Annotated in this window: 26 protein-coding genes; 15 read left to right on the top strand and 11 right to left on the bottom strand. The window is 60.6% G+C overall.

What is annotated here, in order from left to right; all coding sequences use genetic code 11:
- Positions 1-9: 9 nt before the first annotated feature.
- The 9 genes from FBZ97_RS22190 to FBZ97_RS22150 all read left to right on the top strand — a co-directional run bounded on the left by FBZ97_RS22190 (position 10) and on the right by FBZ97_RS22150 (position 8,933).
- A complete protein-coding gene (locus FBZ97_RS22190; protein ID WP_069614775.1) occupies positions 10-312 on the top strand; it encodes a chorismate mutase in 303 nt (100 codons plus the stop codon).
- Between the two features lie 123 nt (positions 313-435).
- Positions 436-795, top strand: a complete 360-nt coding sequence (rpsP, locus tag FBZ97_RS22185) for a 30S ribosomal protein S16 (RefSeq protein WP_069614776.1) — start codon at positions 436-438, stop codon at positions 793-795.
- 185 nt (positions 796-980) lie between these two features.
- Positions 981-1,562 (top strand): ribosome maturation factor RimM, encoded by a 582-nt coding sequence (gene rimM / locus FBZ97_RS22180; protein WP_113330858.1) that lies wholly within the window; start codon positions 981-983, stop codon positions 1,560-1,562.
- Between the two features lie 24 nt (positions 1,563-1,586).
- Positions 1,587-2,279, top strand: a complete 693-nt coding sequence (gene trmD / locus FBZ97_RS22175) for a tRNA (guanosine(37)-N1)-methyltransferase TrmD (RefSeq protein ID WP_145321990.1) — start codon at positions 1,587-1,589, stop codon at positions 2,277-2,279.
- A 268-nt stretch (positions 2,280-2,547) separates the two neighbouring features.
- Positions 2,548-3,084, top strand: coding sequence for a 50S ribosomal protein L19 (rplS, locus tag FBZ97_RS22170; protein WP_069614778.1), 537 nt, complete (start codon positions 2,548-2,550; stop codon positions 3,082-3,084).
- 322 nt (positions 3,085-3,406) lie between these two features.
- Positions 3,407-4,204, top strand: a complete 798-nt coding sequence (locus FBZ97_RS22165) for a transporter substrate-binding domain-containing protein (protein WP_145321986.1) — start codon at positions 3,407-3,409, stop codon at positions 4,202-4,204.
- A gap of 34 nt (positions 4,205-4,238) precedes the next feature.
- Positions 4,239-5,117 carry an amino acid ABC transporter permease gene (locus FBZ97_RS22160; protein ID WP_145321983.1) on the top strand — a complete coding sequence of 293 codons (879 nt, stop codon included), beginning with the start codon at positions 4,239-4,241 and terminating at the stop codon, positions 5,115-5,117.
- A gap of 268 nt (positions 5,118-5,385) precedes the next feature.
- Entirely contained in the window at positions 5,386-6,795 is a 1,410-nt protein-coding gene (leuC, locus tag FBZ97_RS22155) for a 3-isopropylmalate dehydratase large subunit (RefSeq protein ID WP_145321981.1), read from the top strand.
- Positions 6,796-7,052: 257 nt separating this feature from the next.
- A complete protein-coding gene (locus FBZ97_RS22150; protein ID WP_113389986.1) occupies positions 7,053-8,933 on the top strand; it encodes an ABC transporter ATP-binding protein in 1,881 nt (626 codons plus the stop codon).
- Positions 8,934-9,073: 140 nt separating this feature from the next.
- On the opposite strand, the gene FBZ97_RS22145 is transcribed toward FBZ97_RS22150, so the two are convergent.
- Positions 9,074-9,976: an EamA family transporter gene (locus FBZ97_RS22145; RefSeq protein ID WP_145321979.1), complete on the bottom strand. Its 903-nt coding sequence runs from the start codon at positions 9,974-9,976 to the stop codon at positions 9,074-9,076.
- Positions 9,977-10,058: 82 nt separating this feature from the next.
- Between FBZ97_RS22145 and FBZ97_RS22140 the strand changes: the two genes are divergently transcribed.
- Positions 10,059-10,547, top strand: coding sequence for a MarR family transcriptional regulator (locus tag FBZ97_RS22140; protein ID WP_145321977.1), 489 nt, complete (start codon positions 10,059-10,061; stop codon positions 10,545-10,547).
- Here the strand turns inward: FBZ97_RS22140 and FBZ97_RS22135 are convergent.
- On the bottom strand, positions 10,524-11,450 hold the full coding sequence (locus tag FBZ97_RS22135) for a LysR family transcriptional regulator (protein ID WP_113352926.1): 927 nt from the start codon (positions 11,448-11,450) through the stop codon (positions 10,524-10,526). The two genes, FBZ97_RS22140 and FBZ97_RS22135, sit on opposite strands and share 24 nt — an antisense overlap.
- A 136-nt stretch (positions 11,451-11,586) precedes the next feature.
- On the opposite strand from FBZ97_RS22135, the gene FBZ97_RS22130 reads away from it, so the two are divergent.
- Positions 11,587-13,041 (top strand): MFS transporter, encoded by a 1,455-nt coding sequence (locus tag FBZ97_RS22130; protein ID WP_145321975.1) that lies wholly within the window; start codon positions 11,587-11,589, stop codon positions 13,039-13,041.
- 42 nt (positions 13,042-13,083) lie between these two features.
- On the opposite strand, the gene FBZ97_RS22125 is transcribed toward FBZ97_RS22130, so the two are convergent.
- Entirely contained in the window at positions 13,084-13,980 is an 897-nt protein-coding gene (locus tag FBZ97_RS22125) for a LysR family transcriptional regulator (protein WP_113352927.1), read from the bottom strand.
- Positions 13,981-14,046: 66 nt separating this feature from the next.
- Here FBZ97_RS22125 and FBZ97_RS22120 point away from each other — a divergent pair, with 66 nt between their 5' ends.
- Positions 14,047-14,706, top strand: a complete 660-nt coding sequence (locus FBZ97_RS22120; protein WP_269244576.1) for an NADPH-dependent F420 reductase — start codon at positions 14,047-14,049, stop codon at positions 14,704-14,706.
- Between the two features lie 188 nt (positions 14,707-14,894).
- On the opposite strand, the gene FBZ97_RS22115 is transcribed toward FBZ97_RS22120, so the two are convergent.
- Both FBZ97_RS22115 and FBZ97_RS22110 read right to left on the bottom strand, forming a co-directional pair.
- Positions 14,895-15,725, bottom strand: coding sequence for an aldo/keto reductase (locus tag FBZ97_RS22115; RefSeq protein WP_145321973.1), 831 nt, complete (start codon positions 15,723-15,725; stop codon positions 14,895-14,897).
- A gap of 143 nt (positions 15,726-15,868) precedes the next feature.
- Positions 15,869-16,417 (bottom strand): L,D-transpeptidase family protein, encoded by a 549-nt coding sequence (locus FBZ97_RS22110; RefSeq protein WP_113352929.1) that lies wholly within the window; start codon positions 16,415-16,417, stop codon positions 15,869-15,871.
- Between the two features lie 148 nt (positions 16,418-16,565).
- On the opposite strand from FBZ97_RS22110, the gene FBZ97_RS22105 reads away from it, so the two are divergent.
- Positions 16,566-17,249: a response regulator transcription factor gene (locus FBZ97_RS22105; RefSeq protein ID WP_069614787.1), complete on the top strand. Its 684-nt coding sequence runs from the start codon at positions 16,566-16,568 to the stop codon at positions 17,247-17,249.
- A gap of 7 nt (positions 17,250-17,256) precedes the next feature.
- Positions 17,257-17,712: a cyclic nucleotide-binding domain-containing protein gene (locus FBZ97_RS22100; RefSeq protein ID WP_113352930.1), complete on the top strand. Its 456-nt coding sequence runs from the start codon at positions 17,257-17,259 to the stop codon at positions 17,710-17,712.
- 119 nt (positions 17,713-17,831) lie between these two features.
- On the opposite strand, the gene FBZ97_RS22095 is transcribed toward FBZ97_RS22100, so the two are convergent.
- The 6 genes from FBZ97_RS22095 to tesB all read right to left on the bottom strand — a co-directional run bounded on the left by FBZ97_RS22095 (position 17,832) and on the right by tesB (position 25,429).
- Positions 17,832-18,635 carry an exodeoxyribonuclease III gene (locus tag FBZ97_RS22095; protein ID WP_113420382.1) on the bottom strand — a complete coding sequence of 268 codons (804 nt, stop codon included), beginning with the start codon at positions 18,633-18,635 and terminating at the stop codon, positions 17,832-17,834.
- 202 nt (positions 18,636-18,837) lie between these two features.
- Positions 18,838-19,506 carry an outer membrane lipoprotein carrier protein LolA gene (locus FBZ97_RS22090; protein ID WP_113352970.1) on the bottom strand — a complete coding sequence of 223 codons (669 nt, stop codon included), beginning with the start codon at positions 19,504-19,506 and terminating at the stop codon, positions 18,838-18,840.
- A gap of 136 nt (positions 19,507-19,642) precedes the next feature.
- The gene (locus FBZ97_RS22085) at positions 19,643-22,312 is read right to left on the bottom strand and encodes a DNA translocase FtsK (protein ID WP_145321971.1); all 2,670 of its coding nucleotides are present in this window, start codon (positions 22,310-22,312) and stop codon (positions 19,643-19,645) included.
- A 273-nt stretch (positions 22,313-22,585) separates the two neighbouring features.
- A complete protein-coding gene (locus FBZ97_RS22080; RefSeq protein WP_113330874.1) occupies positions 22,586-23,953 on the bottom strand; it encodes an ammonium transporter in 1,368 nt (455 codons plus the stop codon).
- Between the two features lie 27 nt (positions 23,954-23,980).
- Positions 23,981-24,331 (bottom strand): P-II family nitrogen regulator, encoded by a 351-nt coding sequence (locus tag FBZ97_RS22075; protein ID WP_015341499.1) that lies wholly within the window; start codon positions 24,329-24,331, stop codon positions 23,981-23,983.
- Positions 24,332-24,544: 213 nt separating this feature from the next.
- Complete coding sequence (gene tesB, locus FBZ97_RS22070) at positions 24,545-25,429, bottom strand: acyl-CoA thioesterase II (RefSeq protein WP_113352933.1); 885 nt, start codon at positions 25,427-25,429, stop codon at positions 24,545-24,547.
- Positions 25,430-25,434: 5 nt separating this feature from the next.
- Here tesB and FBZ97_RS22065 point away from each other — a divergent pair, with 5 nt between their 5' ends.
- Positions 25,435-26,727, top strand: coding sequence for a ubiquinone biosynthesis hydroxylase (locus FBZ97_RS22065; protein WP_113352934.1), 1,293 nt, complete (start codon positions 25,435-25,437; stop codon positions 26,725-26,727).

The following is a 26,727-nucleotide window of genomic DNA, read 5'->3' as shown; positions in this document are numbered from 1 at the left end:
CGCTGACCCATGATTGATCCAGACGTCAAAGCCCAACTGGGCAAATACCGCCAGTCGATCGACAATATCGATGCCGCACTGGTGCACATGCTGGCCGAGCGCTTCCGCTGCACCAAAGAGGTCGGCGTGCTGAAGGCCAAGTACGACCTGCCGCCGGCCGACCCGGCGCGCGAAGAATTTCAGATCGAGCGTCTGCGCCGCCTGGCAAAGGACGCCAATCTGGACCCGGATTTCGCCGAGAAGTTCCTGAACTTCGTCATCAAGGAAGTCATCCGGCATCATGAACAGATCGCTGCGGATTTCAAAGGGTAACCCCTGGCCGCATGATCCCGAAGACGCAGGACGTTTCCAGGGGATCACGCAGCAAGAAAAAAGCAGCGCGACGTAACCATACCGCACAACGAAGCGGTCAAGAAAAGCCTAAGGAGAATGAACATGGCATTGAAAATTCGTCTCGCCCGCGGTGGCTCCAAGAAGCGCCCGTACTACCACGTTGTCGTAGCCGACGCTCGCTCGCCGCGCGACGGCCGTTTCCTGGAGACTCTGGGCTCCTGGAACCCGATGCTTGCCAAGGACGACGCCAAGCGCGTTGAACTGAAGGTCGAACGCATCAAGCACTGGCTCGACCACGGCGCACAGCCGACCGACCGCGTTCTGCGCTTCCTCAACGAAGCCGGCATCGCAAAGCGCGAAGCCAAGAATAACCCGGAAAAGGCAAAGCCGGGCAAGAAGGCTCAGGAGCGCGCTGCCGAAAAGGCACAGAAGGCTGCTGACGCCGCTGCTGCTTCCGAGTAATCGGACCCCGCATTGATTGAAAACGGGTGGCATGGCGACATGCCGCCCGTTTTTTGTTTCCCATCGGCAAATGTTCAGCCTATGAGAGAACCGAAGACAGCGCCGCGTGTCACAAATGAGTGCCAAGGTCGGTCGCTGTAGCATTTTGGATCTGCTGCATAATCCCGGCAATCGGCGAAGAGACCATGACGAAACTGCAAAATCCGGTATTGATGGCCACCATCGGCGCCGCACAGGGCTTGAGGGGCGAGGTGCGTGCCCGCGCCTATACGTCCGATCCGACCGCGCTTGGCGATTACGGCCACCTGCACAGCATGGACGGCCGCAGCTTCGAAGTTCTGGAAATCCGCGAGGCCAAGAATGTCGTCATCGTGCGCTTTCGCGGCATCAACGACCGCAATGCCGCCGAGGCACTGAACGGCCTGGAACTCTATATCGAGCGCGACAACCTGCCGGATGATGAGCTCGACGACGACGAATTCTTCTACACCGATCTCGAAGGGCTGGAAGCCGTCGACGACCAGGGCGTCGGCTACGGCACCGTCAGCGGCATCTATGATTTCGGTGCGGGCGACCTGCTGGAGCTGAAGGGGCCGGGCAAACGGCCCGTGCTGATCCCCTTTTCCGAAGCCGCCGTGCTCGAAATCGATCTCGAAGGCGGCAAGATTTTAATCGACCCGCTGGCCGCCGGCCTGATCGACAACCCCGACGATCTTATTGGCAAGCCGGCAAAGCCGGAAAAGCCCCAAGGCAAGCCGAAGAAGTGATCCTTATTGGGAAGTGACCGCGCCATGAGTTTTCGGGCGACTATCCTGACGCTCTATCCCGAGATGTTCCCCGGCCATCTCGGCACGTCGCTTGCCGGCAAGGCGATGGAACGCGGGCAATGGTCGCTGGACACCGTGCAGATCCGTGATTTCGCCACCGACAAGCACCGCACCGTCGACGACACGCCGGCCGGCGGTGGCGCCGGCATGGTGCTGAAACCGGACGTGCTTGCCCGCGCGATCGACCATGCCAGCGAAAACGACAGCCGCCCCCGCCTGCTGATGAGCCCGCGCGGCAAGCCGCTGACGCAAAAGCGCGTGCGCGAGCTTGCAGGCGGCGATGGCGTCATCATCATCTGCGGCCGCTTCGAAGGCGTCGACCAGCGCGTCATCGACGGCCGTGGCCTCGAGGAAGTCTCGATTGGCGACTATATCCTCTCGGGCGGCGAGCCGGCCGCCCTCATCCTGCTCGACGCCATCGTTCGCATCCTGCCCGGCGTCATGGGCAATGATCTTTCCGGCCTGCACGAAAGCTTCGAAGGCGGCATGCTGGAACACCCGCACTATACCCGCCCGCAGATCTGGGAAGGCCGAGAGATTCCAGCAATCCTCACCTCGGGCAACCACGCGGCGATCGCCAAATGGCAGAGGGAGCAGGCGGAGAAGCTGACGAAAGAGCGGCGGCCGGATTTGCTGGACGAGTTGCGAAAGAAGTAGCGACAACACGTCTGGATGAGCGACATTGGTTCAAGCGCGCCGCAAAACTGGCGCCAATTGCCACTTAATTCAGCCGCAAGGGGTGACAAAGGCGTGACAATAGGGTATGTGCGCGCCCGGCATGGGAAATTTCCCATCAACCAGCAAAGAAGAGCAGACGTATTCGCTCCTGCCTGAACGGGCATATATCCGAGGCGTGATCTCCGGGTCCGACCAAAGATAGAATGATGAGCGCTCTGGCTGTTGAACCAACAACGAGGTTGATACTATGAACATCATTCAGCAGTTGGAAGCCGAACAGGCTGCCAAGATCGAAGCCAAGCGCACGCTTCCCGAATTTTCCGCTGGCGACACCGTTCGCGTCAACGTGAAGGTCACGGAAGGCAACCGTACCCGCGTTCAGGCCTATGAAGGCGTTTGCATCGCTCGCTCCGGCGGCGGCCTGCAGGAAAACTTCACGGTTCGCAAGATCTCCTACGGCGAAGGCGTCGAGCGCGTATTCCCGGTTTACTCGCCGATGATCGAAAGCGTCGAAGTCGTTCGCCGCGGTAAGGTCCGTCGCGCCAAGCTCTACTACCTGCGCGACCTGCGCGGTAAGGCTGCCCGTATCGTCGAAAACACCGGCACCCGCGCCCGCAAGCTCAACGATGCCGAGCGCCAGGCTCTGGCCGATGAGAAGGCACGCATCGAAGCCGAGAAGGTTGCAGCCGCTCAGGCGCTCGCAGCCGAGAAGGCCGCAGCCGAAGCCGCAGAAGCAAAGGCAGCTGCCGAAGCTGCTGCTGCAGCCGAGCCGGCAGCAGAATAAGTTTCGATCCACTTGGGATCGCAAAGCTTGAAGGCGGCCCTCGGGTCGCCTTTTTGCTGTCCGGCTCACGCCCACACGAAAGAAATTTTCTCCGCCGGCTCCCCGCTTAGAGTTGCTTTTCCATTTTTATGATCGCAGCCATGGCAATGGCCTTGCCATTCACTTTCCAAATATGACAGTTTTCCGCCAGCCTGGCGTCGGATGATTTCAGGTCGAATCGACCTGAAATCTGAATCCGCGCCAGAATCAAATAGGGAGAGCATGATGTCGTCCGAAAACCGCTGACACTTTTCGGCATCATGCTCTAATCGGGGAGATTTTCATGGCATTCCGTCGTTCGTTCCTTCTGGGCCTTGGCGCCCTCGTGCTTGCACCTTTCGCCGCCTTCGCCGCCGATCTGCCGAACCTGAACGGCAGGACCGTCGTCGTCGTCACAGAGAATGCCTATCCGCCGTTGCAGTTCATCGACCCAAAGACGAACAAGGCGATCGGCTGGGAATATGACGCGATGAACGAGATCGCCAAGCGTCTGAACTTCAAGGTCGAGTACCAGAACACCAGCTGGGACGCGATGATCCAGGCCGTTTCCGAAGGCCAATACAACATCGGCATGACCGGCATCACCATCAAGGAAGACCGCAAGCAGAAGGTCGATTTCTCTGATCCCTATATGCGCTCGCAGCAGTTCATGCTCGTGCGTGGCGACGAGAAGCGCTTCACGGATGCCAAGAGCTTCGCCGCGGTCAAGGAGGCCCTGATCGGCGCGCAGCCGGGCACGACGCCCTTCTACACCGCCGTCTATGAAGTCCTCGACGGCAACGAGCAGAACCCGCGCATCAAGACCTTCGAAACCTTCGGTGCGACAGTGCAGGCACTGAAGACGGGAGACGTCGACATGGTGCTGACCGATGGCACCGCCGGCAAGGGCTATGTCGATGCCTCCAACGGCGGTCTGAAGCTGGTCGGCGGCCCGCTCGGCACCGAGGATTTCGGCTTTATCTTCCAGAAGGGTTCCGATCTCGTCGCCCCGATCAATGCCGCCATCGCCAGCCTCAAGGCCGACGGCACGCTCGACGCGCTGAACAAGAAGTGGTTCCTCGACTACAAGATGGGCCAATGAGCTCTGAAGACCGATATATTGGAAGCCCGCTCTGATGGCACCTTTGGCAGGTCCGGGCGGGCACCGCGGCAAGGAAGACTTTCCCTGGTGGCTGGTCGCCCTCGCTATCCTCGGCATCGCCGCCTCATTCGCAATTGCAGCGAACGGCCTCTATGCCCAGATTTTCTCTCTTCTGCTGAATGGCATCGGCGTCACGGTCTTCGTGACGCTGGTCGCCTTTACGCTGGCCATGCTGCTCGGCCTGGCACTGGCGCTGCTCGGCCTTTCCGATTTCCTCGTGCTCAGGCAGATGGCGCGCTTCTATATCGAGATCGTGCGCGGCATCCCGATGCTGGTGCTGCTCTCCTATGTCGCCTTCGTCGGCACGCCGGCCTTCGTCGCCATCTATAACTTCGTCACGTCGCCGCTGGCCTCCGCCGGCTGGACGACACCGCTCGTCACCCGCGATGTGCCTTTCGTCTGGCGCACGATCATCGCGCTGACGATTGGCTATTCGTCCTTCATCGCTGAAATCTTTCGCGCCGGCATCCAGGCCGTCGACCAGGGCCAAATCGAAGCCGCAAAGGCCTTGGGCCTCAGCCGCTTCCAGCGCTTCCGGCTTGTCGTCTTCCCCCAGGCGATCCGCGTCATCTTGCCGCCGCTGTCGAACGATTTCATCGCCATGGTGAAGGACAGTTCGCTCGTGTCCGTGCTCGGCGTCGCCGATATCAGTCAGCTCGCCAAGCTCTATTACTCGGCCAATTTCCGCTACTTCGAAACGCTGTCGATCCTCGCCTTCATCTATCTGCTGCTGACGATCGGTCTCTCGCTTTTACTCCGGCAGCTCGAAGCCTGGATGCGCCGCCGCTCCGGCAGCGACCGCTCCGCCTTCCCCCGTCTGGCCGCGGGCCAGCCGCCCGGCGCGCAAGTATGATGGCCAAAGGCGACCGTACCGATACTGCCTATCGTCGCCATTGCCGAAGGTTTTGAAAATTGATATGAGCATGGCCATGAGTAAGATCATGAGCAAAGACGGACGTTACGTCACGGCTTTCGTGCTGCAGGACCATAAGCGCCTGCCGGCACGTTTCTTTGCGATGATTTCGGGCGCGCTCAACAGCCGACTTCGCTGATCACACCCGAGGCCGGCGGTCCTGATCCGTCACCCCCATCTTCGATAATGCCAATATGGATCTGTAGCCATGAGCGCTCCACGCACACTGTACGACAAAATTTGGGACGACCATCTGGTCGACGCCCAAGACGACGGCACCTGTCTTCTCTATATCGACCGTCATCTCGTTCACGAGGTGACGTCGCCGCAGGCTTTCGAAGGTCTGCGCATGTCCGGCCGCAGGGTTCACGCGCCGCAGAAGACGCTGGCCGTCGTCGACCATAACGTGCCGACCTCGCCGGATCGCCACCTCGGCATCAAGAACGAGGAAAGCCGTATCCAGGTCGAACAGCTCGCCAAGAATGCCGCTGAATTCGGCGTGGAATACTACTCCGAAAACGACAAGCGTCAGGGCATCGTCCACATCATTGGCCCCGAGCAAGGCTTCACCTTGCCCGGCATGACCATCGTCTGCGGCGACAGCCACACCTCGACCCACGGCGCCTTCGGCTCGCTCGCCCATGGTATCGGCACCTCCGAGGTCGAGCATGTGCTCGCCACGCAGACGCTGATCCAGAAGAAGGCCAAGAACATGCTGGTGCAGGTCGACGGCCAGCTGCCGCCGGGCGTCACCGCCAAGGACATCATCCTCGCCATCATCGGTGAAATCGGCACCGCAGGCGGCACCGGCTACGTCATCGAATATGCCGGCGAAGCCATCCGTTCGCTGTCGATGGAAGGCCGCATGACCATCTGCAACATGTCGATCGAAGGCGGCGCCCGCGCCGGCCTGATCGCTCCGGATGAGGTCACCTTCGAATATATCAAGGGCAAGCCGCGCGCGCCGAAGGGCGAGGCGTTGGAGCAGGCAATCGCCTACTGGAAGACGCTGAAGTCGGATGAGGGCGCACATTACGACCGCATCGTCAAGCTTGATGCCGCCAACCTGCCGCCGATCGTGTCCTGGGGCTCCTCGCCGGAGGACGTCATCTCTATTCAGGGTATCGTTCCGAACCCGGATGAGATCCAGGATGAAACCAAACGTGCTTCCAAGTGGCGTGCGCTCGACTATATGGGCCTGAAGCCGGGCACGCCGATGACCGAGATCAACATCGATCGCGTCTTCATCGGCTCCTGCACCAACGGCCGCATCGAAGACCTGCGCGCCGTCGCCAAGGTCGTCGAAGGCAAGACGGTGGCTTCCACGGTCAATGCCATGATCGTTCCGGGCTCCGGCCTCGTGAAGGAACAGGCGGAAGCCGAAGGTCTCGACAAGATCTTCAAGGCTGCCGGCTTCGATTGGCGCGAGCCTGGCTGTTCCATGTGCCTCGCCATGAACGACGACCGCCTGAAGCCGGGCGAGCGCTGTGCTTCGACCTCGAACCGCAACTTCGAAGGCCGCCAGGGCTTCAAGGGCCGCACGCATCTGGTTTCGCCGGCTATGGCCGCCGCCGCCGCGATCGCCGGTCACTTCGTCGATATCCGCGAGTGGAACTGATCTGCTTCGATTGATTGACTGCAAAAGGCGGCCTCCGAGCCGCCTTTTTTGTCTGCTGTGAAAATTCTCCCACCTGAGCCGTCTATCTCAGAATTCAGCGACAGCTCTTAGCCGTATCATCTCAGGCCCGGTTTTCGCAACACCCGCTCGTCTTATATTTCTGAAATTTCTATTTGAGATTGCAGCCGGAAGATGATTTTATGCGGCCCGTCTGACTCATTCCCCGCGCTCCTCCCGATTTTTGATCCGAGAGGCCCATGTCGATTTCAGATAAGATCTACCGCCCTTTCGAAAGGTTGATCCGGCCGCTCGACATCCCCTACCGGCCACTGCCTCCCTCGGGGCCACTGGCCGTTCTTCTTCACTTCATCCTCATGTTTCGCGGCATCCTGATCACGCTCGCCCTCTGCACCATGGCGATTGAAGTCATGAGCCTGACCATCGTTTGGGGCCTGTCCGTCATTGTTGATGGTGTCACGCAGCAGGGTGCTGCCGCTTTCCTGCATAACGACCGGATGCTGCTGATCTTCCTTGGGCTGATGCTTTTCCCCTGCATCCCGATTGGCTCTTTCCTCGTCAATACGTTGAACTCGCATACGCTTGGGATCGGCATGCCGGCCGCCATTCAATGGCAGGGCCACAGGGCGGTGGAGCGGCAGGATCTCGCCTTCTTCCACGATCTCTATGCCGGCCAGGTCGCCTCGCGCCTGCAGCAGGTAGCCTCAGCCGTCCAGCAGCAGGTCGTTTCGGCCTTCCAGTCCATTCCGCGCTTTATCATGCAGATGGTCGGCTCCGTCATCCTTCTGGGCGCGCTCTCCTGGCAGCTTGCCCTTCCGTCCATCATTTGGATCACGCTCAACGTGCTTCTCGCCGTCAGGCTGGCACCTGTCTTCACTGAGCGCTCACGCCGCTCGGCCAAGCGTCGCAGCCTGATTTCCGGCGCGATTACCGATCTCTACGCCAATATGCAAATGGTCAAGCAATTCGCCGCGGAAGACAGCGAGGCCGGCGCCATCAGAGGCATAATCGGCAAGGCTATCGAAGCTCAGCAGAGCGAACAACGCATCTACCGTACCGCTGAGGTCATCGTCGTCGTTCTCAACATGATGCACTGGCTGGCTATCCTGTCGATCGGCTTTACCGGACTCGTGGATGGCTTCGTCACGATCGGCGAATTCACCGCCGCCGTTTATGTTCTCAACCGCCTCTCCGGTCACACATTTACTTTCCTGCAGATGGGCCAGCAGATCTTCCAGGCGATCGGCACGATCAAGGACGCCATGCCAGTCATGACGACGCCGCCTACCATTACCGACGGGCCGGACGCGCGGGATCTTGTCGTCCCGAACGGTGAAATCCGCTTCGAGAATGTTCGTTTCGCCTACAAATCTGGCAAGCCCGTCATCAATGACCTTTCGCTGACGGTGCGGCCGGGCGAAAAGATCGGCCTCGTTGGCCTCTCAGGCGCGGGTAAGACGACGCTCGCCAACCTGCTCCTGCGCTTCTACGATATTAAGGACGGCGCGATCCTGATCGACGGGCAGGATATCCGCGCCATCACGCAGGCAAGTCTTCGCCGCGCGATCGGCGTCATCGCGCAAGATGTGGCGCTGCTGCATCGTTCGGTCGGTGACAATATCCGCTACGGACGGCCGGAGGCGACCAAGGACGAAATTGAGGAGGTCGCGAAAATGGCTAGCGCCGATGCCTTCATTGCCGATCTCGCAGACAGCGAAGGCCGCAAGGGCTATGACGCCTTCGTCGGCGACCGCGGCATCAAGCTTTCCGGCGGCCAGCGCCAGCGCGTGGCCATCGCCCGCGCCCTGTTGAAAGACGCACCGATCCTGGTGCTGGATGAGGCAACCTCGGCGCTGGACAGCGAATCCGAAGCCGCCATCCAGGATAGGCTCAATTTGGTGATGGAGGGCAAGACAGTGATTGCCATCGCTCATCGCCTCTCCACCATTGCCAAGATGGACCGCATAGTCGTGCTCGATCACGGGCGCATCGTGGAAGAAGGCAGGCCCGAGGAACTGGCCGAACAGAATGGCCTGTTTGCCCGCCTGTGGAAACGCCAGACCGGCGGCTTCATTCCTGAAGACATCAACGAACTCCTGCCGACATCGTCTACGATCTGATATCAGAAGTCTGCAGGCAACTGCTGCCTCAAGCATGTCGCGCAAAATACGAAGCGGTTTTGCGATAACGACATGCGCAAAATCACGAGCCCAAGCGCGGCCGGCGAATCTGAAAGATCGCCACGCACCTTAGCAGCCTTCTATCCTCTCGGCGCGGTTGCCGGGTGCCTGGCGGGTGCTGATTGTTCGGTGGATGGAGCCTGCTGCGCCCGCTGGCTGAGCCAGACGCTACCGAGCACGACGACGATACCGAACATCTGCATCGGGCTCAGCTGCTGGCCGAGCACGGCCCAACCCAGGATCACCGCCATCGTCGGGCTGAGGAAGCCAAGCGGCGAGACCATCGAAGGCTCGAGCCGGGACAGACCCCGGAACCAAAGAATATAGGTGAGTGCTGCGCCGATCAGCCCGAGATAGGCGAAGCCGAGAATGTTGGCGCCGGTCAGATGCGGCAGCGGCGGCTCCAGCAGCAGCGCCACCGGCAGCAACAGCACGCCGCCCGCCGTCAGCTGCCATGCCGTAAAGGTCAGCGGCGAGACATCGGGCCGCCAGCGGCGGCTGAGCACGGTTCCCGCCGCCATGGAGAAGGCACCGCCGATGCCAGCAGCGATGCCGATCGGATCGAGCGCCGCATTGGGCGTCAGAATCAGCAGCGCAACACCGCCGATGCCGGCAATGGCAGCAACAATCGATAGGCTACGGATCGGCGATCCCAACAACAAGCGAGCCAGCACGATGACAATCAGCGGCTGAACGGCACCGACCGTCGCTGCCACACCACCGGGCAGGCGATAGGCCGAAATGAACAGCAGCCACCAGAAGACGGAGAAGTTCAGTGCGCCGAGGGCCAGCGTTTTCAACCACCAGATCCCGCGCGGCAGCCGCCGCACGATCACAAGCAGCAGCAGCCCGGCCGGCAGGGCGCGCAGCATAGCGACCGTGAGGGGATAGCCCGCCGGCAGCAGTTGCGTCGTTACCAGATAGGTGCTCCCCCAGATCGCCGGTGCGATGGCGGTCAGCAACAGGTCGAGATTGCGGTTCATGATCTTGGCCTCGAATTTATCTTGGCCTCAAGATAATTCGAAATACCTTGACGTCAAGATAAATTCATGGCGAAGTTCCGGCATGGATCGCATCGACAAAATTCTCGCCCAGTGGCGCCGCGAACGGCCGGATCTCGACACCACGGCCATGGGCCTGCTCGGGCGCCTGCGCAATCTCGCGCTCCATCTCTCGCGCGAGATGGAGAAGACCTTCGGCCGCTTCGGACTGAACGCGGCAAATTTCGACATGCTGGCGACCCTGCGTCGCTCGGGCGAGCCCTATACGCTCTCCCCCAGTGATCTGATGGAGACGATGATGGTCTCGTCGGGCACGATGACCAATCGCATCGATCAGTTGGAGAGGGCCGGCCTCGTCGCTCGCAGCCAGAACCCGGATGATGGCCGCAGCTTCCTGATATCCCTGACGCCGAAAGGTTTCGAGCTCATCGATGCGGCGGTGACGGCGCATGTCGAAACGCAGAAACGCCTGATCTCCACCCTTTCTGAAGGCGAACGCATGGCTCTTGACCGCCTGCTGCGCAATTATTTAGCCGACTTCGAATCCGGTTGATTGCTCCCAACGCGATCCGGCGCAGACATCGCGAATACAGCTCCTCAGCCAGCGGTGCGCCGGGTCCGCATCCATGCGCGGATGCCAGAGCAGCGAGATCGTCACATCGGATGTCGGCACCGGCAGCGCGAAACTATGCATGCCGACACGCAGATTGCCCGTATACCGTTCGGGAACACTGACGATCATGTCGGAAGCGCGCGCCAGCGCCAGCGCCGCGGAAAAACTGCCGACAATCGTTGCGATCTGCCGCGCCAGCCCCAGTTTCTCCAGCGCCTCGTCGATCTGTCCCTTCTGCAGGCCACGCCGCGAAACGAGAATATGCCGGCCGGCGGCATAACGCTCCGGGGTGATCTCCGCTTCGCTCAACGGATGCCCGCTTCGGACCACGCCGATGAAGCGATCATGAAACAGCGCCTGCGTCCGCAGCTCTGGGCCTGTATCTTCGCCCACGACGCCGGTCTCGAAATCGATCGTGCCGTCGCGCAGAGGCATGCTGTCCTTGTCCAGCTTCTGAGTGAAGTAGAGCCGTACGCCAGGCGCCTGCTCGGCAATGCGTGCGATCAGTTCGGCGCCGAAATTCTCCACGAAGCCTTCGCGGGTGCGCAGCGTGAAGATTCGAGCAAGCTGCTTCAGATCGAGGCTTTCGGCGGGCCGCAAGGCCGCTTCCGCCTCCTGAACAAGATGACCGACGCGCTCGCGTAGCTCCAGCGCCCGCGGTGTCGGCACCAGCCCTCGCCCGGCCCTGACCAACAATGGATCGCCCGTCGTCTCGCGCAGCCGCGCCAGCTGCCTACTCATGGCCGACGGGCTCAATCGCAATCGCCGGGCGGCGCGCGCAACGCTGCCCTCGGCAAGCAGGACATTGAGAGTGACGAGCAGGTTGAGATCAGGCGTGGACATGATGCGACCATAACATGGTTTTCTTGATGCATAGCGTCAAATGCACTGATCAAGTGCAAATGCTGCGTATTCCGCCATATCATGCCGAGAGCTACCTTTCTGCCGGAAGTTTTATACGTCACTAGAAATGGAGCTCATGTTGCAGCCAATCATTGAAGATCCGGACAAAGCCGGCCACACAAAGTCCACATCCTCCATCCGCTGGGCCCTTACCAGCCTATCGCTGTCCATGCTGATGCCTTCGCTCGATACCAGCATTGCCAATGTCGGATTGCCAACGCTCGCCCAGGCATTCGGCGCCTCCTTTCAGCAGGTGCAGTGGATCGTGCTTGCCTATCTCCTCGCCATCTCCACGCTGATCGTCAGCGTCGGACGGCTGGGTGACATTTTCGGCAGGCGGCGCCTGCTGCTGATCGGTATCAGCCTTTTCACCCTCGCCTCGCTCTTCTGCGGCATTGCGCCGACACTCTGGCTATTGCTCGCCGCCAGAGGTCTGCAAGGTCTCGGCGCCGCCATGATGATGGCGCTCACTGTCGCGATGGTCGGTGAAACCGTGCCGAAAGAGCGCACAGGCAGCGCCATGGGCCTGCTCGGCACAATGTCTGCGATCGGCACTACGCTCGGCCCGTCGCTCGGTGGCATCTTGATCGCCAGCTTTGGCTGGGAAACCATCTTCCTCGTCAACGTGCCGCTCGGGATCGTGAATTTCCTGCTCGCTGCGCGTTTCCTGCCAACTGAGCGGCAAAACAGCAAAAGAGCTCAGGGACGCCCGGACGGGATCGGCACTTTTCTGCTGGCCCTGACGCTGGCTGCCTATGCGCTGGCAATGACGATCGGGCATGGAAGCTTTGGCGCTTTGAATATCGGCCTGCTGTTGGCCGCAGCTTTAGGCATCGCCCTGTTTGCCTTCACCGAAACGAAGGTAAAGTCGCCGCTGCTGCGCCTTTCCATGTTCCGCGATCCTAAGCTCAGCACGGGTCTTGTCATGAGCACCCTCGTTTCCACCGTCATCATGACGACGCTGGTGGTCGGGCCTTTCTATCTCTCCCGCGCTCTCGGCTTCGATGCGGTCCAGGTCGGCGCCATCATGTCCGTCGGCCCGCTGGTGTCAGCGCTGACGGGCGTGCCGGCCGGTCGCATCGTCGATCGCTTCGGCGCCCACCGCATGACCATGACAGGTCTTGTGGGCATGATCATCGGCCTGGTCCTGATGGCAGCACTGCAAGGCAGATTCGGAGCCGCCGGCTATATCGGGCCACTGGTCATCATCACCTCCAGCTACGCGATGTTTCAGGCATCCAACAACACCGCGATCATGAAGGGCATAGGCTCCGAGCAACGCGGCGTCGTTTCAGGCATGCTGAGCCTGTCGCGAAACCTCGGGCTGATAACGGGCGCGTCTGTCATGGGCGCCATCTTCACACTAGGATCGGGAACGAGCGATATTATCACAGCACGCCCGGAGGCCATTGCAACAGGCATGCAGATCACCTTTGTGGTCGGCGCCCTGCTGATCGGCGCGACGCTGGCCATCGCCGTCACAGGCATGGCACGTTCAAGGCGTGGCGCCCTTGCGCAAGAGGTCTCGTGAGAATGAGCCGAGAGGATGGCGGAGGATAATCCCGCCATCCGGTCACACCGATCCGTGGCCGCCGAATTGCGCCGAAACGAAATCGAGAAAGCTGCGGAGCTTCGGCGTGATGCGGCGATCCGGCGCATAGAGAACATGCAGCTGGCGCGTCGGCACGCTGTACCCGGGCAAAAGCGGCACCAGTGCTCCGGTTTCCAGGCTCGACTGAATGAGTTCGGACGACTGCAGAACGATACCGAGCCCTGCCAGCGCGGCTTTCAGCAGCGCCTCACCATTGTCGATCATCAGCCGGCCAGAAATCGGAACGCTCACATTCCCCTCTGGTCCTTCAAAATCCCAATGAGTCCTCAACATTGTATGCGAGAAGATCAGGCACTCATGATTTCGGAGATCGTCCGGCGTGGAGGGGGTGCCGTGGGCGCGCAGATAGCTCGGCGCAGCACAGATCATCAGGCGATAAGGCCCTAGACGGCGGGCGATCAATCCGCTGTCAGCAAGCTCACCGATGCGAAAGACCGCGTCATAGCCCTCATCGATCAGATCCACCATGCGGTTCGTCAGCGACAAATCGATCGAAACTTCCGGATGCGCATTCAGATATTTCGGAAGCACCGGAGCGAGCGCATGGATACCGAAGGTGACCGGGGCATTGACCCTCAGCTTGCCGCGCGGCACGGCCCGGGTTTCCGCCGCCAACGCTTCTGCTGCCTCGACTTCTGCCAGAATATTGCGCGAGCGCTCGTAAAACTGGCTGCCGACCTCCGTCAGGTGCTGACGGCGCGTGGTGCGGTGGAGAAGCCGAACACCAAGATGTTGTTCGAGAAATTGTACATGTTTGCCGACGAGCTGCGGCGACATGTTCAAGGCCTCTGCCGCGGCGCTGAACGAGCCGAGCTCGACTGCCTTGACGAAGATGCTCATGCCGGACAATCGATCCATTAGAAACAATCCGTTTAAAGTATCGATATATCTAGATCATTTATCCGGATATGGATATAATCTTATGTGTTTGTCAGTCACAACAAGGAGCTGACGAACATGAAAATCGCTGTCATTGGTACCGGAAATATGGGGGCGGGACTGGCTCGTCTGCTGACCCAAGCAGGGTCCGACCTGGTCATTGGCCATCGCGATCCCGCAAAGGCAGCAGCCTTTGCCGCCGAACTGGGCGCTGGCATCGAAGCGGGCGGAGTTGCCGCCGCTATCAAGCTTGCCGATATCGTCATACTGGCGCTGCCCTATAGCGTTATCGCGGAAACGCTGAAGGAAGCCGGAAATCTCAAGGGCAAGGTGCTGATCGATATCAGCAATCCCGTCACCGCAGATTTCAGCGACCTCGTCGTCGGGCACTCGAGTTCGGCCGCCGAAGAAATCCAGGCGCTTGCGCCCGAGGCGACGGTGGTGAAGGCTTTTAATACGATTTTCGCACCGCTGCTGCCCGTCGAGGGACGTAACAGCAAGGTGCTGCAGGTCTTCATTGCCGGAGACGACGAGAAGGCCAAGCGCGCCGTATCCAGCCTCGTCAAATCCATCGGCTTCGAGCCGGTCGACGCGGGTCCGCTCCGCAATGCCCGTTTCATCGAACCGATCGGCGAGATGAACATCCACTTCGGCTTCTTCCTCGGCAAAGGTCCGACGGTGGCACCGGCCTGGGTCCAGCTCTGACGGCACTCAGGACTCTAAAGCGCGTCGCGCGATCTTTCAGAGTCGTTTCCCGCGCTTTAGGTTTTTGATTTTGTGCATGTCGTTGTCGCAAAACCGCTGCGCACTTTTGCGCGACATGCTTTAGGATGAAAAAAGGGCTCGGAGCCTTCACTCCGAGCCCCTTTGCATAAGCGGATCGCAACCTGCGATCAGAAACTCGCCGTCAGCGGGTCCGGGCCGATGCGGCCACTGGCCGAATCGAGCTTGGCCATCTCGGCCAGGTCTTCGCTGTCGAGCTTGAAGTCGAAAATCTTGAGGTTTTCCTCGATGCGGCTCGGCGTCACCGATTTCGGGATGACGATCAGGCCGTTGTCGATATGCCAGCGGATAATGACCTGCGCTGGCGTGCGGCCATGTTTGGCGGCGACCTTGCCGATGGCGGCGTTGGTGAGAAGCTTGCCCTGGCCGAGCGGGCTCCAGGATTCTGTCTTGATGCCGAGCTTGTCGTGAACCGCACGCAGTTCCTTCTGCTGGAAGGTGGGATGCAGCTCGATCTGGTTCAGCACGGGCGTCACGCCGGTCTCGCCGATGATACGTTCGAGATGCGCGGCGGCAAAATTGGAAACGCCGATCGAACGGGCGCGGCCTTCTTCCTTCAGGCGCACGAAAGCCTTCCAGGTATCGAGGTAGCGGTTGCGGTGCGGCGACGGCCAATGGATCAGGTAGAGATCGACATAATCGGTGCCGAGCCGCTTCAGGCTTTCGTCGAAGGCCTTCAGCGTGGAATCGAAGCCCTGCGCCTCGTTCCAGAGCTTGGTTGTGAGATAGATATCCTCACGGGCGACGCCGGACTGGCGCATGCCTTCGCCGACGCCATCCTCGTTGGCATAGATGGCTGCGGTGTCGACATGGCGATAGCCGGCCTTCAAAGCCGTGCTGACCGCCATCGGCGCGACATTCTCCGGCGTCTGCCAGACGCCGAGGCCGACCTGCGGAATGGAATGGCCATCATTGAACGTGATTGTTGGTTGCGTGGTCACGATAAGTCTCCAAAGGATGATAAGTGGGTGGAGTGAAGGCGTGATTTAAATTCTGAAAGGAAAGGGCCGGCCTGGTCCGCACAAGCGACCGGTCGAAATCCCATATAGTGGAGAATATCCGGATGTTAACCCCGGGCGACCTTTCAGACAACCCGGACCGTCATACCTCTTCGCAATGATGGCAGGATGCGCTTCATGTCGCGCAGGTTGACCGCGATGCACCCGGCCGTCGGCTCGTATCCCGGCCTGATCAGGTGAAAGAAGATCGCCGAGCCGCGGTTGCGCCTGCGAGAGCTCACATTCCAGTCGAGCACCAGGCAGACGTCGTAGAGGCCGTCGCCTCGCCGCAATTCCTCGTGGCTCGGCCCGAAAGGAGCCTTCACCAGCCTGTTGTAGTTGGGATCGCCGGGCTGGTCGCACCAGAGCATATCCTCCCGGATATGCCGCATCGGCAAGGCCGTTCGCAGAAAGCGGATCCGATCGCCGCGCGTGAAGCCGTGAAGCAACTTCATATCCGCGATGGGTGTCGCGCCGTCTCCTTCACGCTTCAATATGCTGCGTCCGGATCGGCCGATTGCTGCCGGTACCGTCATGCTCCCCACCTGTACCAGCGCCCGCGTTTTCTTACCTGGCGCAGGACGCACGACGATTGTCGAAGCGGTCCGCCTGGCCCCCGCCCTTGTCTTTTGCATTTTCCTCACATGTTTTTGCTTTGCGTGTGATTTCGTTTGAAATCATAGCAGTTTCAACCAAACGACCAAGCCTGAGCCGCGTCGCGACTTGCTAAAAATGCAATTTGGCGTAGGACTTAAGTGGGATTAGAACGAGGACCCGAACGGCATGACCGCACGCACCATTCTCCTGGTGGACGATGATAACGACCTGCGTGAAATGTTGGTCGAGCAATTATCGCTTTACGAGGAATTCAACGTCCTGCAGGAGGCGACCGCCGGAAAAGGCGTGCAGACCGCGCGCACCGTGCCTGTCGATCTCCTCATCATGGATGTCGGCCTGCCCGATATGGATGGCCGCGAAGCCGTGAAGCTGCTGCGCAAGAACGGCTTCAAGCCGCCGATCATCATGCTGACGGGGCATGACACGGATTCCGACACCATCCTTGGGCTTGAAGCCGGCGCCAACGACTATGTGACGAAGCCCTTCCGCTTCGCCGTACTGCTTGCCCGCATCCGCGCACAATTGCGCCAGCACGAGCAGAGCGAGGACGCGACCTTCACGGTGGGACGCTACCTCTTCAAGCCAAGCCAGAAGCTGCTCACCACGGAAGACGGCCAGAAGATCCGCCTGACGGAAAAGGAAGCCGCCATCATCCGCTATCTCTATCGCGCCGACCAGAAGGTCGTCACCCGCGACATCCTTCTCGAAGAGGTCTGGGGCTATAATTCCGGCGTGACCACCCATACGCTCGAAACCCACGTCTATCGCCTTCGCCAGAAGATCGAGCGCGATCCCTCCAACGCCGAAATCCTTGTCACGGAAAACGGCGGCTACAAGATCATTCCATAGGCGATCGATGGCGCTGAACGACGATATCCGACTGCTGTCGCAACTGCCGCTGTTTCACGGCATGGGCGATGAGCCGCTGCGGCTGATCGCCTTCGGCGCCGACCGCCGCCATGTGAATGAGGGCCAGACGCTGTTCCGGGAAAAATCGCCGGCCGAATGCGCCTATGTCATCACGCGCGGCAGTTTCGAGCTCAGCACCATCGATGCCGACGGCCAGAAACAGGTGGAAGCGATCGTCCAGGCAGGCACCATGCTTTCGGAACTGGCGATGGTGACCTTGGTGGAGCGGAAATACACGGCCGTTGCCGCCGAAGAATCCGACGTGATCCGCATCACCCGCGCCCTCTTTCACCGCTTGATCGAGGAATATCCAGACGCCGGCCTGCTGATCCAGAACCGTATCCGCGAAAACTTCGCCGCCCTTGCCAGGCAGGCAGCCGCAATGCTCGGCCGCTTCTCCTGACAGCAATTCCAGGAAGAGTGCGAAGCGGCTTTCTGTCCGGAATTGCGTAAATACAAAAGGATAGAGCGTTTTCGTGATTCAAAGAAAAGCGCAAACGCTCTAGCAAGTTCAATCCCGCTTCAGAGATTGAAATGCGCCACGACCGGCACATGGTCGGACGGACGGTCCCAGCCGCGCGCCGCTTTCAGGATCTCGATCCGCTGCAGATGCGGACCCAGATCGGAGGAGGACCAGATATGGTCGAGGCGGCGACCGCGATCGGCGGCCTCCCAATCCTTGGCGCGATAGCTCCACCACGTATAGAGCTTCTCGCTTTCCGGCACCTGCTGGCGCATCAGGTCGAGCCAGGCGCCGCGTTTCATCACCTCGAGCAACCCTTCGGTCTCTACAGGCGTATGGCTTACGATCTTCAGGAGCTGTTTATGCGACCAGACGTCGTGCTCCAGCGGAGCGATATTGAGATCGCCGACGAGGATCGCAGAGGTGTTCTGCTCGGCATTGGCATGCAGCTTCTTCATCTCCTCGATGAAATCGAGCTTGTGACCGAATTTCGGATTGATGGCGCGATCCGGCTCGTCGCCGCCGGCCGGAACATAGAAATTGTGCAGGCGGATGCGCCGGCCGCCGCGCTCGAAGATGGCCGAGATGTGCCTGCTGTCGCCGACATTGCAATAATCCTGGCGATGGTCCTCGGTCAGCGGGAAGCGCGAGGCGATGGCCACGCCGTGATAGCCCTTTTGGCCATGGATGATGATGTGCTCATAGCCAAGCGCCCGGAGCGGTGCATGGGGGAAAAGCTCGTTCGGAACCTTGGTTTCCTGCAGGCAGAGAATATCGGGCCGGGCCTGCATGACGAATTGCTCGACGATCGGCATACGCAGCCGCACCGAATTGATATTCCAGGTCGCAATCGAAAATCCCATGCCCGAGCCTTTTCCTTGGAGCAATTCGAGGAAAAGTGCGCAGCGGTTTTCCGTCCGGAATTGCGTCAAAACAGACAGCCGGAGCGACTCGGCGATTCGATGAATCACCGGTCTCTCCGGTCAGCGTAAGGCTTTAGACCGGCTGTAGCGGAAAGAAAAGCGCCATTCGCGGCTTGCCTGCGGCGCAGGATGGAAGCGACGCTTAGCGCGTATAGTCGATGCGGAAAACGCTGTCGTCGAAGGCGACGTTGGTCTTCACGTTGTTGATGATGACGTCGGTCGTCTTGCCCTGCGGATCGATAACGGTCCATTGGCGCAGGTCGTAGCTCTTCGAATCGAAGATCATCGTGATCGTCGAATCGCCAAAAACGGTGCGGTTGCCGAGCGTGATTTTGGTGAGATCCGGCTGCGAATCGACATTGCGCACCATGTCGGCAGAAAGGTCGATCTTGTTGGCCAGCAGCAGGCTCAGCGGCGTCTTCGACAGCTGATACATATTTCTTGTCTGTGTCTGGTCGTTGATAACCTGCACGTTGTTCCCGTCGCAGATCACGCGCATGCGCGACGGCGGATCGTAGTTGAAACGCATCTTGCCGGGCCGCTGGATGAAGAATGCGCCGCTCATCTGATCGCCGCGCGGTCCGATCTGCAGGAAACCGCCCTTCATCGACTTGATGGATGAGAAATGATCGGCAATGGCCTGGGCGATACCGGGATTGAGGGTCGCTGCAGCTGCCTGCGTCTGTGCTTGAGCCTGCGCGAAAGCCGAAACCGGCAGAGCGCCTGCCGCGCCGACCGCAAGCACGGCGCCGAGTAGGTGCCGGCGGGTCAGGGACAGTCGGCTGGACGGCTGCGCATCAAATTTCGTCATCGAATTCTCCTTCATGCTTCGTCCATGGCGCGCAAAATCGGCGTCTTCATGGCGCAACGGCCCAGGGCCGGTAAGGGGCGGCGATCAAATTTCCCTGAACATAGACGGGATATGCGACACGGAAAGGCTGATTGCCTCAGCGATCGAGAATATCGGCTTCGGTGGGAACGAGGATCTCACGTTTGCCGGCGTGGTTGGCCGGGCCGATCACACCTTCCTGCTCCATGCGCTCGATCAGCGACGCCGCACGATTGTAGCCGATGCCCAGTCTCCGCTGGATATAGGAGGTCGAAGCCTTGCCATCGCGCAGCACGATCGCAACAGCCTGATCGTAGGGATCTTCCGAATCGGAGAGATTGGACGTGCCAACCGGACCGTGGCCGTCATCATCCTCGTCATCATCGGCGGTGATGGCATCGAGATATTGCGGTGCACCCTGCGTCTTCAGATAGGCGACGATATCCTCCACCTCGCCATCGGAAACGAACGGGCCGTGCACGCGCTGAATACGCCCGCCGCCGGCCATATAAAGCATGTCGCCCATGCCGAGCAGCTGTTCGGCTCCCTGCTCGCCGAGGATCGTGCGGCTGTCGATCTTCGACGTCACCTGGAAGGAAATGCGGGTCGGGAAGTTTGCCTTGATCGTGCCGGTGATGACATCTACCGAGGGACGCTGCGTTGCCATGATGACATGGATGCCGGCGGCACGCGCCATCTGCGCCAGCCGCTGCACCGCGCCTTCGATATCCTTGCCGGCGACCATCATCAGATCGGCCATTTCATCGATAATGACGACGATATAGGGCATCGGCTTCAGGTCGAATTCTTCCGTCTCATAGATCGCTTCGCCGGTCTGGCGATCGAAGCCGGTCTGCACGGTCCGGCTGATCGCCTCACCCTTTGCGACGGCCTGCTCGACGCGCGTATTGAAGCCGTCAATGTTGCGCACGCCGATCTTCGACATCTTTTTGTAGCGCTCTTCCATCTCACGGACAGTCCATTTGAGCGCAACGACGGCTTTCCTCGGATCCGTGACGACGGGCGAGAGCAGATGCGGAATACCGTCATAGACGGAAAGTTCGAGCATCTTCGGATCGATCATGATCAGGCGGCACTGCTCCGGCGTCATGCGATAGAGCAGCGACAGGATCATGGTGTTGATCGCAACGGATTTACCCGAGCCGGTGGTGCCGGCCACGAGCAGATGCGGCATCTTGGCGAGATCGGCAATCACGGGTTCGCCGCCGATCGTCTTGCCGAGCGACATGGCAAGCTTCGCCTTGGACGTCTCGAAATCGCGGCTTGCGATGAGCTCGCGCAGATAGACCGTTTCGCGCGTCGAGTTCGGCAGCTCGATGCCGATGGCGTTGCGGCCGGGCACGACGGCGACGCGCGCGGCGATCGCGCTCATCGAACGGGCGATATCATCGGCAAGGCCGATGACGCGCGACGATTTGATGCCTGGCGCCGGCTCCAGCTCATAGAGCGTGACGACCGGGCCGGGGCGGACATGGATGATCTCGCCCTTGACGCCGAAATCCTCGAGCACGCCTTCGAGCATGCGGGCATTCTGCTCCAGCGCATCGGCAGAGAGCGTCGCATCGCGGGCGACGGCCTTGGGCTCGGCGAGCAGATGGACGGCGGGGAGCTGGAAGCCGTAGGGACGGATGAAGGAGGTCTGCGCTTCGCGTTCCGCCCGCGCACCGGGTTTCGGACGCGGCGCGGCCGGAGTGACGCGATGGCCGGCAGCGGCTCCCTTTGGAGCAGCCGGGGCCAACGGCCACTCGTCATCCTCATCGTCAGGCAGGATATCGGCCGGACGCCGCGGATCGCGATCATAGATCGAATCCTCGTCTTCATCCTCATCGTCACCGAGACTGATCGACGGCGAGGAAACGACGCGGCGCGCCGGACCATCCATGGACGGCTCCAGACGGTCGCCCCGAGCCATGGGTGCCTTGGCGCGCACCGGCTCGTTCAGCGTACCGAATTCGTCGTCGTTGAAATCATAAGGCGCATCGAAGGCATGGTCGCGGCGCTTGCGCGGCCCCATGCCAAACAGCCGGCGCAGGCGAGCCTGCGTGTTGTACCAGGCATGCATGACCGCACCATAGGCCATGAAATTGGCGAGGAAACCGCCACGGTCGTCATCCTCGTCCTCATCGCCGACCCGGCGGGCACGGCTGCGGGTTTCCTCGTAATCGTCCTCATCACTTTCGTCTTCCACGAGGTTTTCGCCGATGACGCCCGAGGCGAAGAGCATGAGCCAAATGGCCGGAACGGCGAGGACCGAACCAATGATGATGGCGACGACACCGCTCGGATAGGTGCCGATGAAGAGGGCTGGAAGACGCAGAAGAAGATCGCCGACGACACCGCCGATACCGTTCGGAATCGGCCAGGTGGGCGGCGCCGGGAAGCAGGCGATGGAGCCGGCCGCGACGATGCATCCGCCGAACCAGGCGCCGAGGCGCGAGGGCACACGATGAAGCTTGCGGTTGGCAATCAGCGCGAAGGCCCAGGCGACAACGGGTAGCATTGCCAGGATCGAGGCAAGGCCGAACGACTGCATCATGATGTCGGCAAAGGCGGCGCCGGGAAAGCCGAGCAGATTGGTCGGCGCATTGGCAGTTGCGTAGGAATAGCTAGGGTCCATGACGTTCCAGGTCGCCAGCGCGGCAACCGCAAGCGCCAGCAGGAACAGTATCGCGAAACCCGTCAGGCCCTTGACCTGACGCCAAACCACGCTCGATAGCGATAAACGGTCGGGGCGACCGCTCAACGCCGCCGAATTGCTTCTGCCCATGATATCCAGCCCCGTTCCTGTCCAAAGCGCAAACGAATCGGTCTATGCCCACTCGCCGGCAGGTTAGCCATACCTAATCAGAGGAGGGTTAATGGCATGTTAACCATGCATGCCAACCTCATGAATCGCCTGTCGTCTGAAGAAAAATGGCTGTGCACGAACGAAAAGGGCCCGAACCAAGGTCCGGGCCAAGGGCGCCTATTTGCAATGAAATAGGACGCGACGGGATGTTGAGCGAAACCGGAGAGTTTGCTCCGGTTTCGCAAGCTCCAATCAGGAATTGTGGTAGGCGGCTTCACCGTGCGAGGCGAGGTCGAGGCCTTCGCGTTCGGCTTCCGGAGCGACGCGCAGGCCGATGATGACGTCGACAACCTTGTAGAGGATAGCCGAGCCGATGCCGCACCACAGGATTGTCGTGACGACGGCGGTCAGCTGGACAACGACCTGGCTGCTCATCGTGACGCCATCGGCATAGCCGACGCCGCCGAGCGAGGCACTGGCGAAGATGCCGGTTGCGATGGCGCCGAAGATACCACCGATGCAGTGTACGCCGAAGACGTCAGCCGTATCGTCGTAGCCGAACTTGTTCTTCACGACCGAGACGAAGAAGTAGCAGAGCGGCGAGACGATCAGGCCCATGACGATCGCGCCCATCGGACCGGCGATGCCGGCTGCAGGCGTGATGGCGACGAGGCCGGCAACCATGCCCGAAGCGCCACCGAGCATGGAGGCCTTGCCGCGGGTGAAGGTTTCGACCAGCGACCAGGAGATGATGGCGGCTGCCGTTGCGACGAAGGTGTTGACGGTTGCGAGCATCGCGCCGCCGGAAGCTTCGAGGTTGGAGCCGGCATTGAAGCCGAACCAGCCGACCCAGAGCATCGATGCGCCGACCATGGTGAGCGTCATGGAGTGCGGAGCCATCATGTCCTTGCCGAAGCCGACGCGCTTGCCGACGAGAATGGCGCCGACGATGCCTGCAATACCGGCATTGATGTGAACGACGGTGCCGCCGGCGAAGTCGAGTGCGCCCATCTTGAAGAGCATGCCGTTGGAATCCCAGACCATGTGAGCGATCGGGAAGTAGACGAAGGTCGCCCACAGCGCGCAGAAGAGCACGGCTGCGCCGAACTTGATGCGCTCGGCGAAGGCGCCGATGATGAGTGCCGGCGTAATGGCGGCAAAGGTCATCTGGAACAGCATGAAGATGAATTCAGGGATGACCACGCCCTTGGTGAAGGTCGATGCCGTCGTCGAGGTCGAGACGCCCGACAGGAACATCTTGGCCGTGCCGCCCCAATAAGGGCTCGAACCGCCGCCGAAGGCGAAGGAATAGCCGTAGAGAACCCAGAGGATCATCACGACCGCGCCGATCATCGTGCACTGCATCAGAACCGAGAGCATGTTCTTGGCGCGGACGAGACCGCCGTAAAACAGCGCCAGACCCGGCACGAGCATGAAGAGCACGAGAATGGTGGAGATGAACATGAAGGCGGTGTCGCCCTTGTCCGGAACCGGTGCGGCGGCGGTCGCAGCGGCTGCAGCCGGAGCGGTCTCCTGCGCAAAGGCGATCGCCGGCGCAAGCAAGGCCGCAGAAAGCGCACCCACCCGTGTCAAGGCGGAGGAAAGCTTAGAAAATGACATGCAAATAACTCCCTGATCCGCCGTGTCTTACAGCGCTTCTGAATCGGTTTCGCCCGTACGGATGCGTACGGCATGGTCAATGGAATAGACAAAGATCTTGCCGTCGCCGATCTGGCCGGTCTTGGCTGCCGACGCGATGGCCTCGACGGCCTTGTCAACGGTTTCGGATGCGACTGCGACCTCGATCTTCAGCTTCGGCAGGAAGCTGACGGCATATTCGGTGCCGCGATAAATCTCGGTATGCCCCTTCTGGCGCCCGTAACCCTTCACTTCGGTCACAGTCAGGCCCTGGATGCCGACAGCCGTGAGGGCCTCACGGACCTCATCGAGCTTGAACGGCTTGATAATGGCCATCACAATTTTCATCTGGTTTCCCATCCTTTGTTAGCCTCGGCACGGAGCCGACTCTCCTTGCCGCCGACGAGTGTTTCTGCAGCGACTGGCCATATACATTCAAAGGACGTGCCAGATTCGTGACACATTTATAACGTGTTGAAATAAAACAGTTTTATTGCACAGACCCAATAAAGCGGCATTTCTCATTGTGAGAGCCGCACAAATAAAGTGCAAATTTATAAATTTGCCACAAATTTAAGCATTTGCCTTTTTACGAATCAGCCCTTCCTGCGCCACCGACGCAATCAGGATACCGGATCGCGTAAACAGGCTGCCGCGGGTAAATCCGCGGGCGCCGGAGGCACTCGGGCTTTCCTGGCTGTAGAGCAACCAGTCGTCGAGCTTGAAGGGACGATGAAACCACATGGCATGGTCGAGGCTCGCCACCTGGACGGTCGGATCCAGTACCGATGTGCCATGCGCATTCAGGGAAACATCGAGCAGCGTCATGTCGGAGAGATAGGCGAGCACGGCATTCTGGTAAAGCCGGTCATCCGGCACCGGCCCCGTGAGGCGAACCCAGATATTCTGCCGCTGGCTCGGCTGCGCGCGCGAGAAATAGCTCTCGATCGAAACGGGCCGGATCTCGATTGCCCGCTTGCGCTCCCAATAGCGGCGGACATTCTCCGGCGCGTGAGCAAGATAACGCTGCTTCACCTGCTCCTCGTCCATCAGTTCTTCCGGCATCGGCACGTCGGGCATGTCACCCTGATGATCGAAGCCTGGCTCGTCGACCTGGAAGGACGCCGTCAGCGCAAAGATCGCCTTGCCGTGCTGGATGGCCAGTACACGCCGCGTATTGAAGCTCGAACCGTCACGCAGGCGATCGACCTGATAGAGGATCGGAACCGAGGGATCGCCGGGCAGCATGAAATAGGCGTGCAGCGAATGCGCGAAGCGATCGCCATCCACCGTTCGCTGCGCCGCCATCAGCGCCTGGCCGATGACCTGCCCGCCGAAGACGCGCTGCCAGCCGACCTGCGGGCTATTGCCGCGAAACAGGTTCATCTCGATCGTTTCGAGATCCAATGTCGCCAGTACGGTTTCCATCGGGGTGAGCTTCTCGGTCTCTCGCGACATTTTGCTTGAACTCCCATGGTAGGAACCGTCAACAGGATGCTCTATATAGAGCAGGACGTGACAGTAAGACACAGGGAAGCGCTATGTTGGACATGCTGGTAGTGGGTGGCGGATATGTGGGTCTTGCCGCAGCGGTCGCAGTCAAGCAGGCCGCACCCCACCTCGATGTCATGATCGTGGAAGCCGCACCGGAATCCGCCTGGAAGAAGGATATGCGCGCATCGGCGATCATCGCCGCCGCCTCCAAGATGCTTGAAGTCCTGGGTGTCTGGAACGAGATCGCGCCGGAGGCCGAGCCGATCACCCGCATGGTCGTCACCGATTCGCGCACCGGCGATCCGGTCCGCCCGGTTTTCCTCACCTTCGACGGCGAAGTGACCGAGGGCCAGCCTTTCGCCCATATGGTACCGAACCTCGCCATGGTCGGCGCCCTGCGCGGCGCCTGCAAGCGTTTGGGCATCAAGATCAAGCATGGGCTCAGCGCCACGGATTTCGTCACCGACGACAACAAGACCACGCTCACCCTTTCGGACGGCAGCACGCTCGAAACGCGGCTTCTGGTCGCCTGCGATGGCGTGCGCTCGAAGCTGCGCGACATGGCCGGCATCAAGACGGTCAATTGGGATTACGGCCAGTCCGGCATCGTCGTTACCGTCGAACATGAGCGACCGCATGGCGGCTGTGCCGAGGAGCATTTTCTGCCCTCCGGCCCCTTCGCCATCCTGCCCTTGAAGAACAATCGCTCCTCGCTCGTCTGGACGGAGCGCACCCCCGACGCCGAACGACTTGTGGCTTCCGACGATCTCTTGTTCGAAGAGGAACTGGAGCGCCGCTTCGGCCATAAGCTCGGCACACTGCGGACGATCGGCGACCGCCGCGCCTTCCCGCTCGGCCTGACGCTTGCCCGCGCTTTCGTCGCGCCGCGCTTTGCGCTGGCCGGCGATGCCGCCCACGGCATTCACCCGATCTCCGGCCAGGGCCTCAATCTCGGCTTCAAGGATGTCGCGGCCCTTGCCGAAACCATCGTCGAGGCCGACCGCCTCGGCCTCGATATCGGCTCGATCAACACCCTCGAACGCTACCAGACCTGGCGCCGCTTCGACACCTTCCGCATGGGGGTGACGACCGACGTGCTGAACCGGCTGTTTTCCAACGACAACACGCCGCTGCGCATCGCCCGCGACTTCGGGCTGGGGATCGTCGACCGCCTGCCCAGCCTCAAATCCTTTTTCATCGGCCAGGCAGCGGGGACGACTGCAAGGGATAATCCGCGGCTGTTGGCTGGTGAGGCGATCTGA

Origin of the sequence: Rhizobium sp. ERR 942 (assembly GCF_007828395.1) — a bacterium.
Taxonomy (GTDB): domain Bacteria; phylum Pseudomonadota; class Alphaproteobacteria; order Rhizobiales; family Rhizobiaceae; genus Rhizobium; species Rhizobium dioscoreae.
This window is presented reverse-complemented; position numbering and strand designations above follow the sequence as displayed.

What these genes read in the sequence shown, in the direction of transcription:
- FBZ97_RS22190 (WP_069614775.1), top strand. Translation starts at nt 10, where the DNA reads ATGATTGATCCAGACGTCAAAGCCCAACTGGGCAAATACCGCCAGTCG.
- rpsP (WP_069614776.1), top strand. Translation starts at nt 436, where the DNA reads ATGGCATTGAAAATTCGTCTCGCCCGCGGTGGCTCCAAGAAGCGCCCG.
- rimM (WP_113330858.1), top strand. Translation starts at nt 981, where the DNA reads ATGACGAAACTGCAAAATCCGGTATTGATGGCCACCATCGGCGCCGCA.
- trmD (WP_145321990.1), top strand. Translation starts at nt 1,587, where the DNA reads ATGAGTTTTCGGGCGACTATCCTGACGCTCTATCCCGAGATGTTCCCC.
- rplS (WP_069614778.1), top strand. Translation starts at nt 2,548, where the DNA reads ATGAACATCATTCAGCAGTTGGAAGCCGAACAGGCTGCCAAGATCGAA.
- FBZ97_RS22165 (WP_145321986.1), top strand. Translation starts at nt 3,407, where the DNA reads ATGGCATTCCGTCGTTCGTTCCTTCTGGGCCTTGGCGCCCTCGTGCTT.
- FBZ97_RS22160 (WP_145321983.1), top strand. Translation starts at nt 4,239, where the DNA reads ATGGCACCTTTGGCAGGTCCGGGCGGGCACCGCGGCAAGGAAGACTTT.
- leuC (WP_145321981.1), top strand. Translation starts at nt 5,386, where the DNA reads ATGAGCGCTCCACGCACACTGTACGACAAAATTTGGGACGACCATCTG.
- FBZ97_RS22150 (WP_113389986.1), top strand. Translation starts at nt 7,053, where the DNA reads ATGTCGATTTCAGATAAGATCTACCGCCCTTTCGAAAGGTTGATCCGG.
- FBZ97_RS22145 (WP_145321979.1), bottom strand. Translation starts at nt 9,976, where the DNA reads ATGAACCGCAATCTCGACCTGTTGCTGACCGCCATCGCACCGGCGATC.
- FBZ97_RS22140 (WP_145321977.1), top strand. Translation starts at nt 10,059, where the DNA reads ATGGATCGCATCGACAAAATTCTCGCCCAGTGGCGCCGCGAACGGCCG.
- FBZ97_RS22135 (WP_113352926.1), bottom strand. Translation starts at nt 11,450, where the DNA reads ATGTCCACGCCTGATCTCAACCTGCTCGTCACTCTCAATGTCCTGCTT.
- FBZ97_RS22130 (WP_145321975.1), top strand. Translation starts at nt 11,587, where the DNA reads ATGTTGCAGCCAATCATTGAAGATCCGGACAAAGCCGGCCACACAAAG.
- FBZ97_RS22125 (WP_113352927.1), bottom strand. Translation starts at nt 13,980, where the DNA reads ATGGATCGATTGTCCGGCATGAGCATCTTCGTCAAGGCAGTCGAGCTC.
- FBZ97_RS22110 (WP_113352929.1), bottom strand. Translation starts at nt 16,417, where the DNA reads ATGCAAAAGACAAGGGCGGGGGCCAGGCGGACCGCTTCGACAATCGTC.
- FBZ97_RS22105 (WP_069614787.1), top strand. Translation starts at nt 16,566, where the DNA reads ATGACCGCACGCACCATTCTCCTGGTGGACGATGATAACGACCTGCGT.
- FBZ97_RS22100 (WP_113352930.1), top strand. Translation starts at nt 17,257, where the DNA reads ATGGCGCTGAACGACGATATCCGACTGCTGTCGCAACTGCCGCTGTTT.
- FBZ97_RS22095 (WP_113420382.1), bottom strand. Translation starts at nt 18,635, where the DNA reads ATGGGATTTTCGATTGCGACCTGGAATATCAATTCGGTGCGGCTGCGT.
- FBZ97_RS22090 (WP_113352970.1), bottom strand. Translation starts at nt 19,506, where the DNA reads ATGACGAAATTTGATGCGCAGCCGTCCAGCCGACTGTCCCTGACCCGC.
- FBZ97_RS22085 (WP_145321971.1), bottom strand. Translation starts at nt 22,312, where the DNA reads ATGGGCAGAAGCAATTCGGCGGCGTTGAGCGGTCGCCCCGACCGTTTA.
- FBZ97_RS22080 (WP_113330874.1), bottom strand. Translation starts at nt 23,953, where the DNA reads ATGTCATTTTCTAAGCTTTCCTCCGCCTTGACACGGGTGGGTGCGCTT.
- FBZ97_RS22075 (WP_015341499.1), bottom strand. Translation starts at nt 24,331, where the DNA reads ATGGGAAACCAGATGAAAATTGTGATGGCCATTATCAAGCCGTTCAAG.
- tesB (WP_113352933.1), bottom strand. Translation starts at nt 25,429, where the DNA reads ATGTCGCGAGAGACCGAGAAGCTCACCCCGATGGAAACCGTACTGGCG.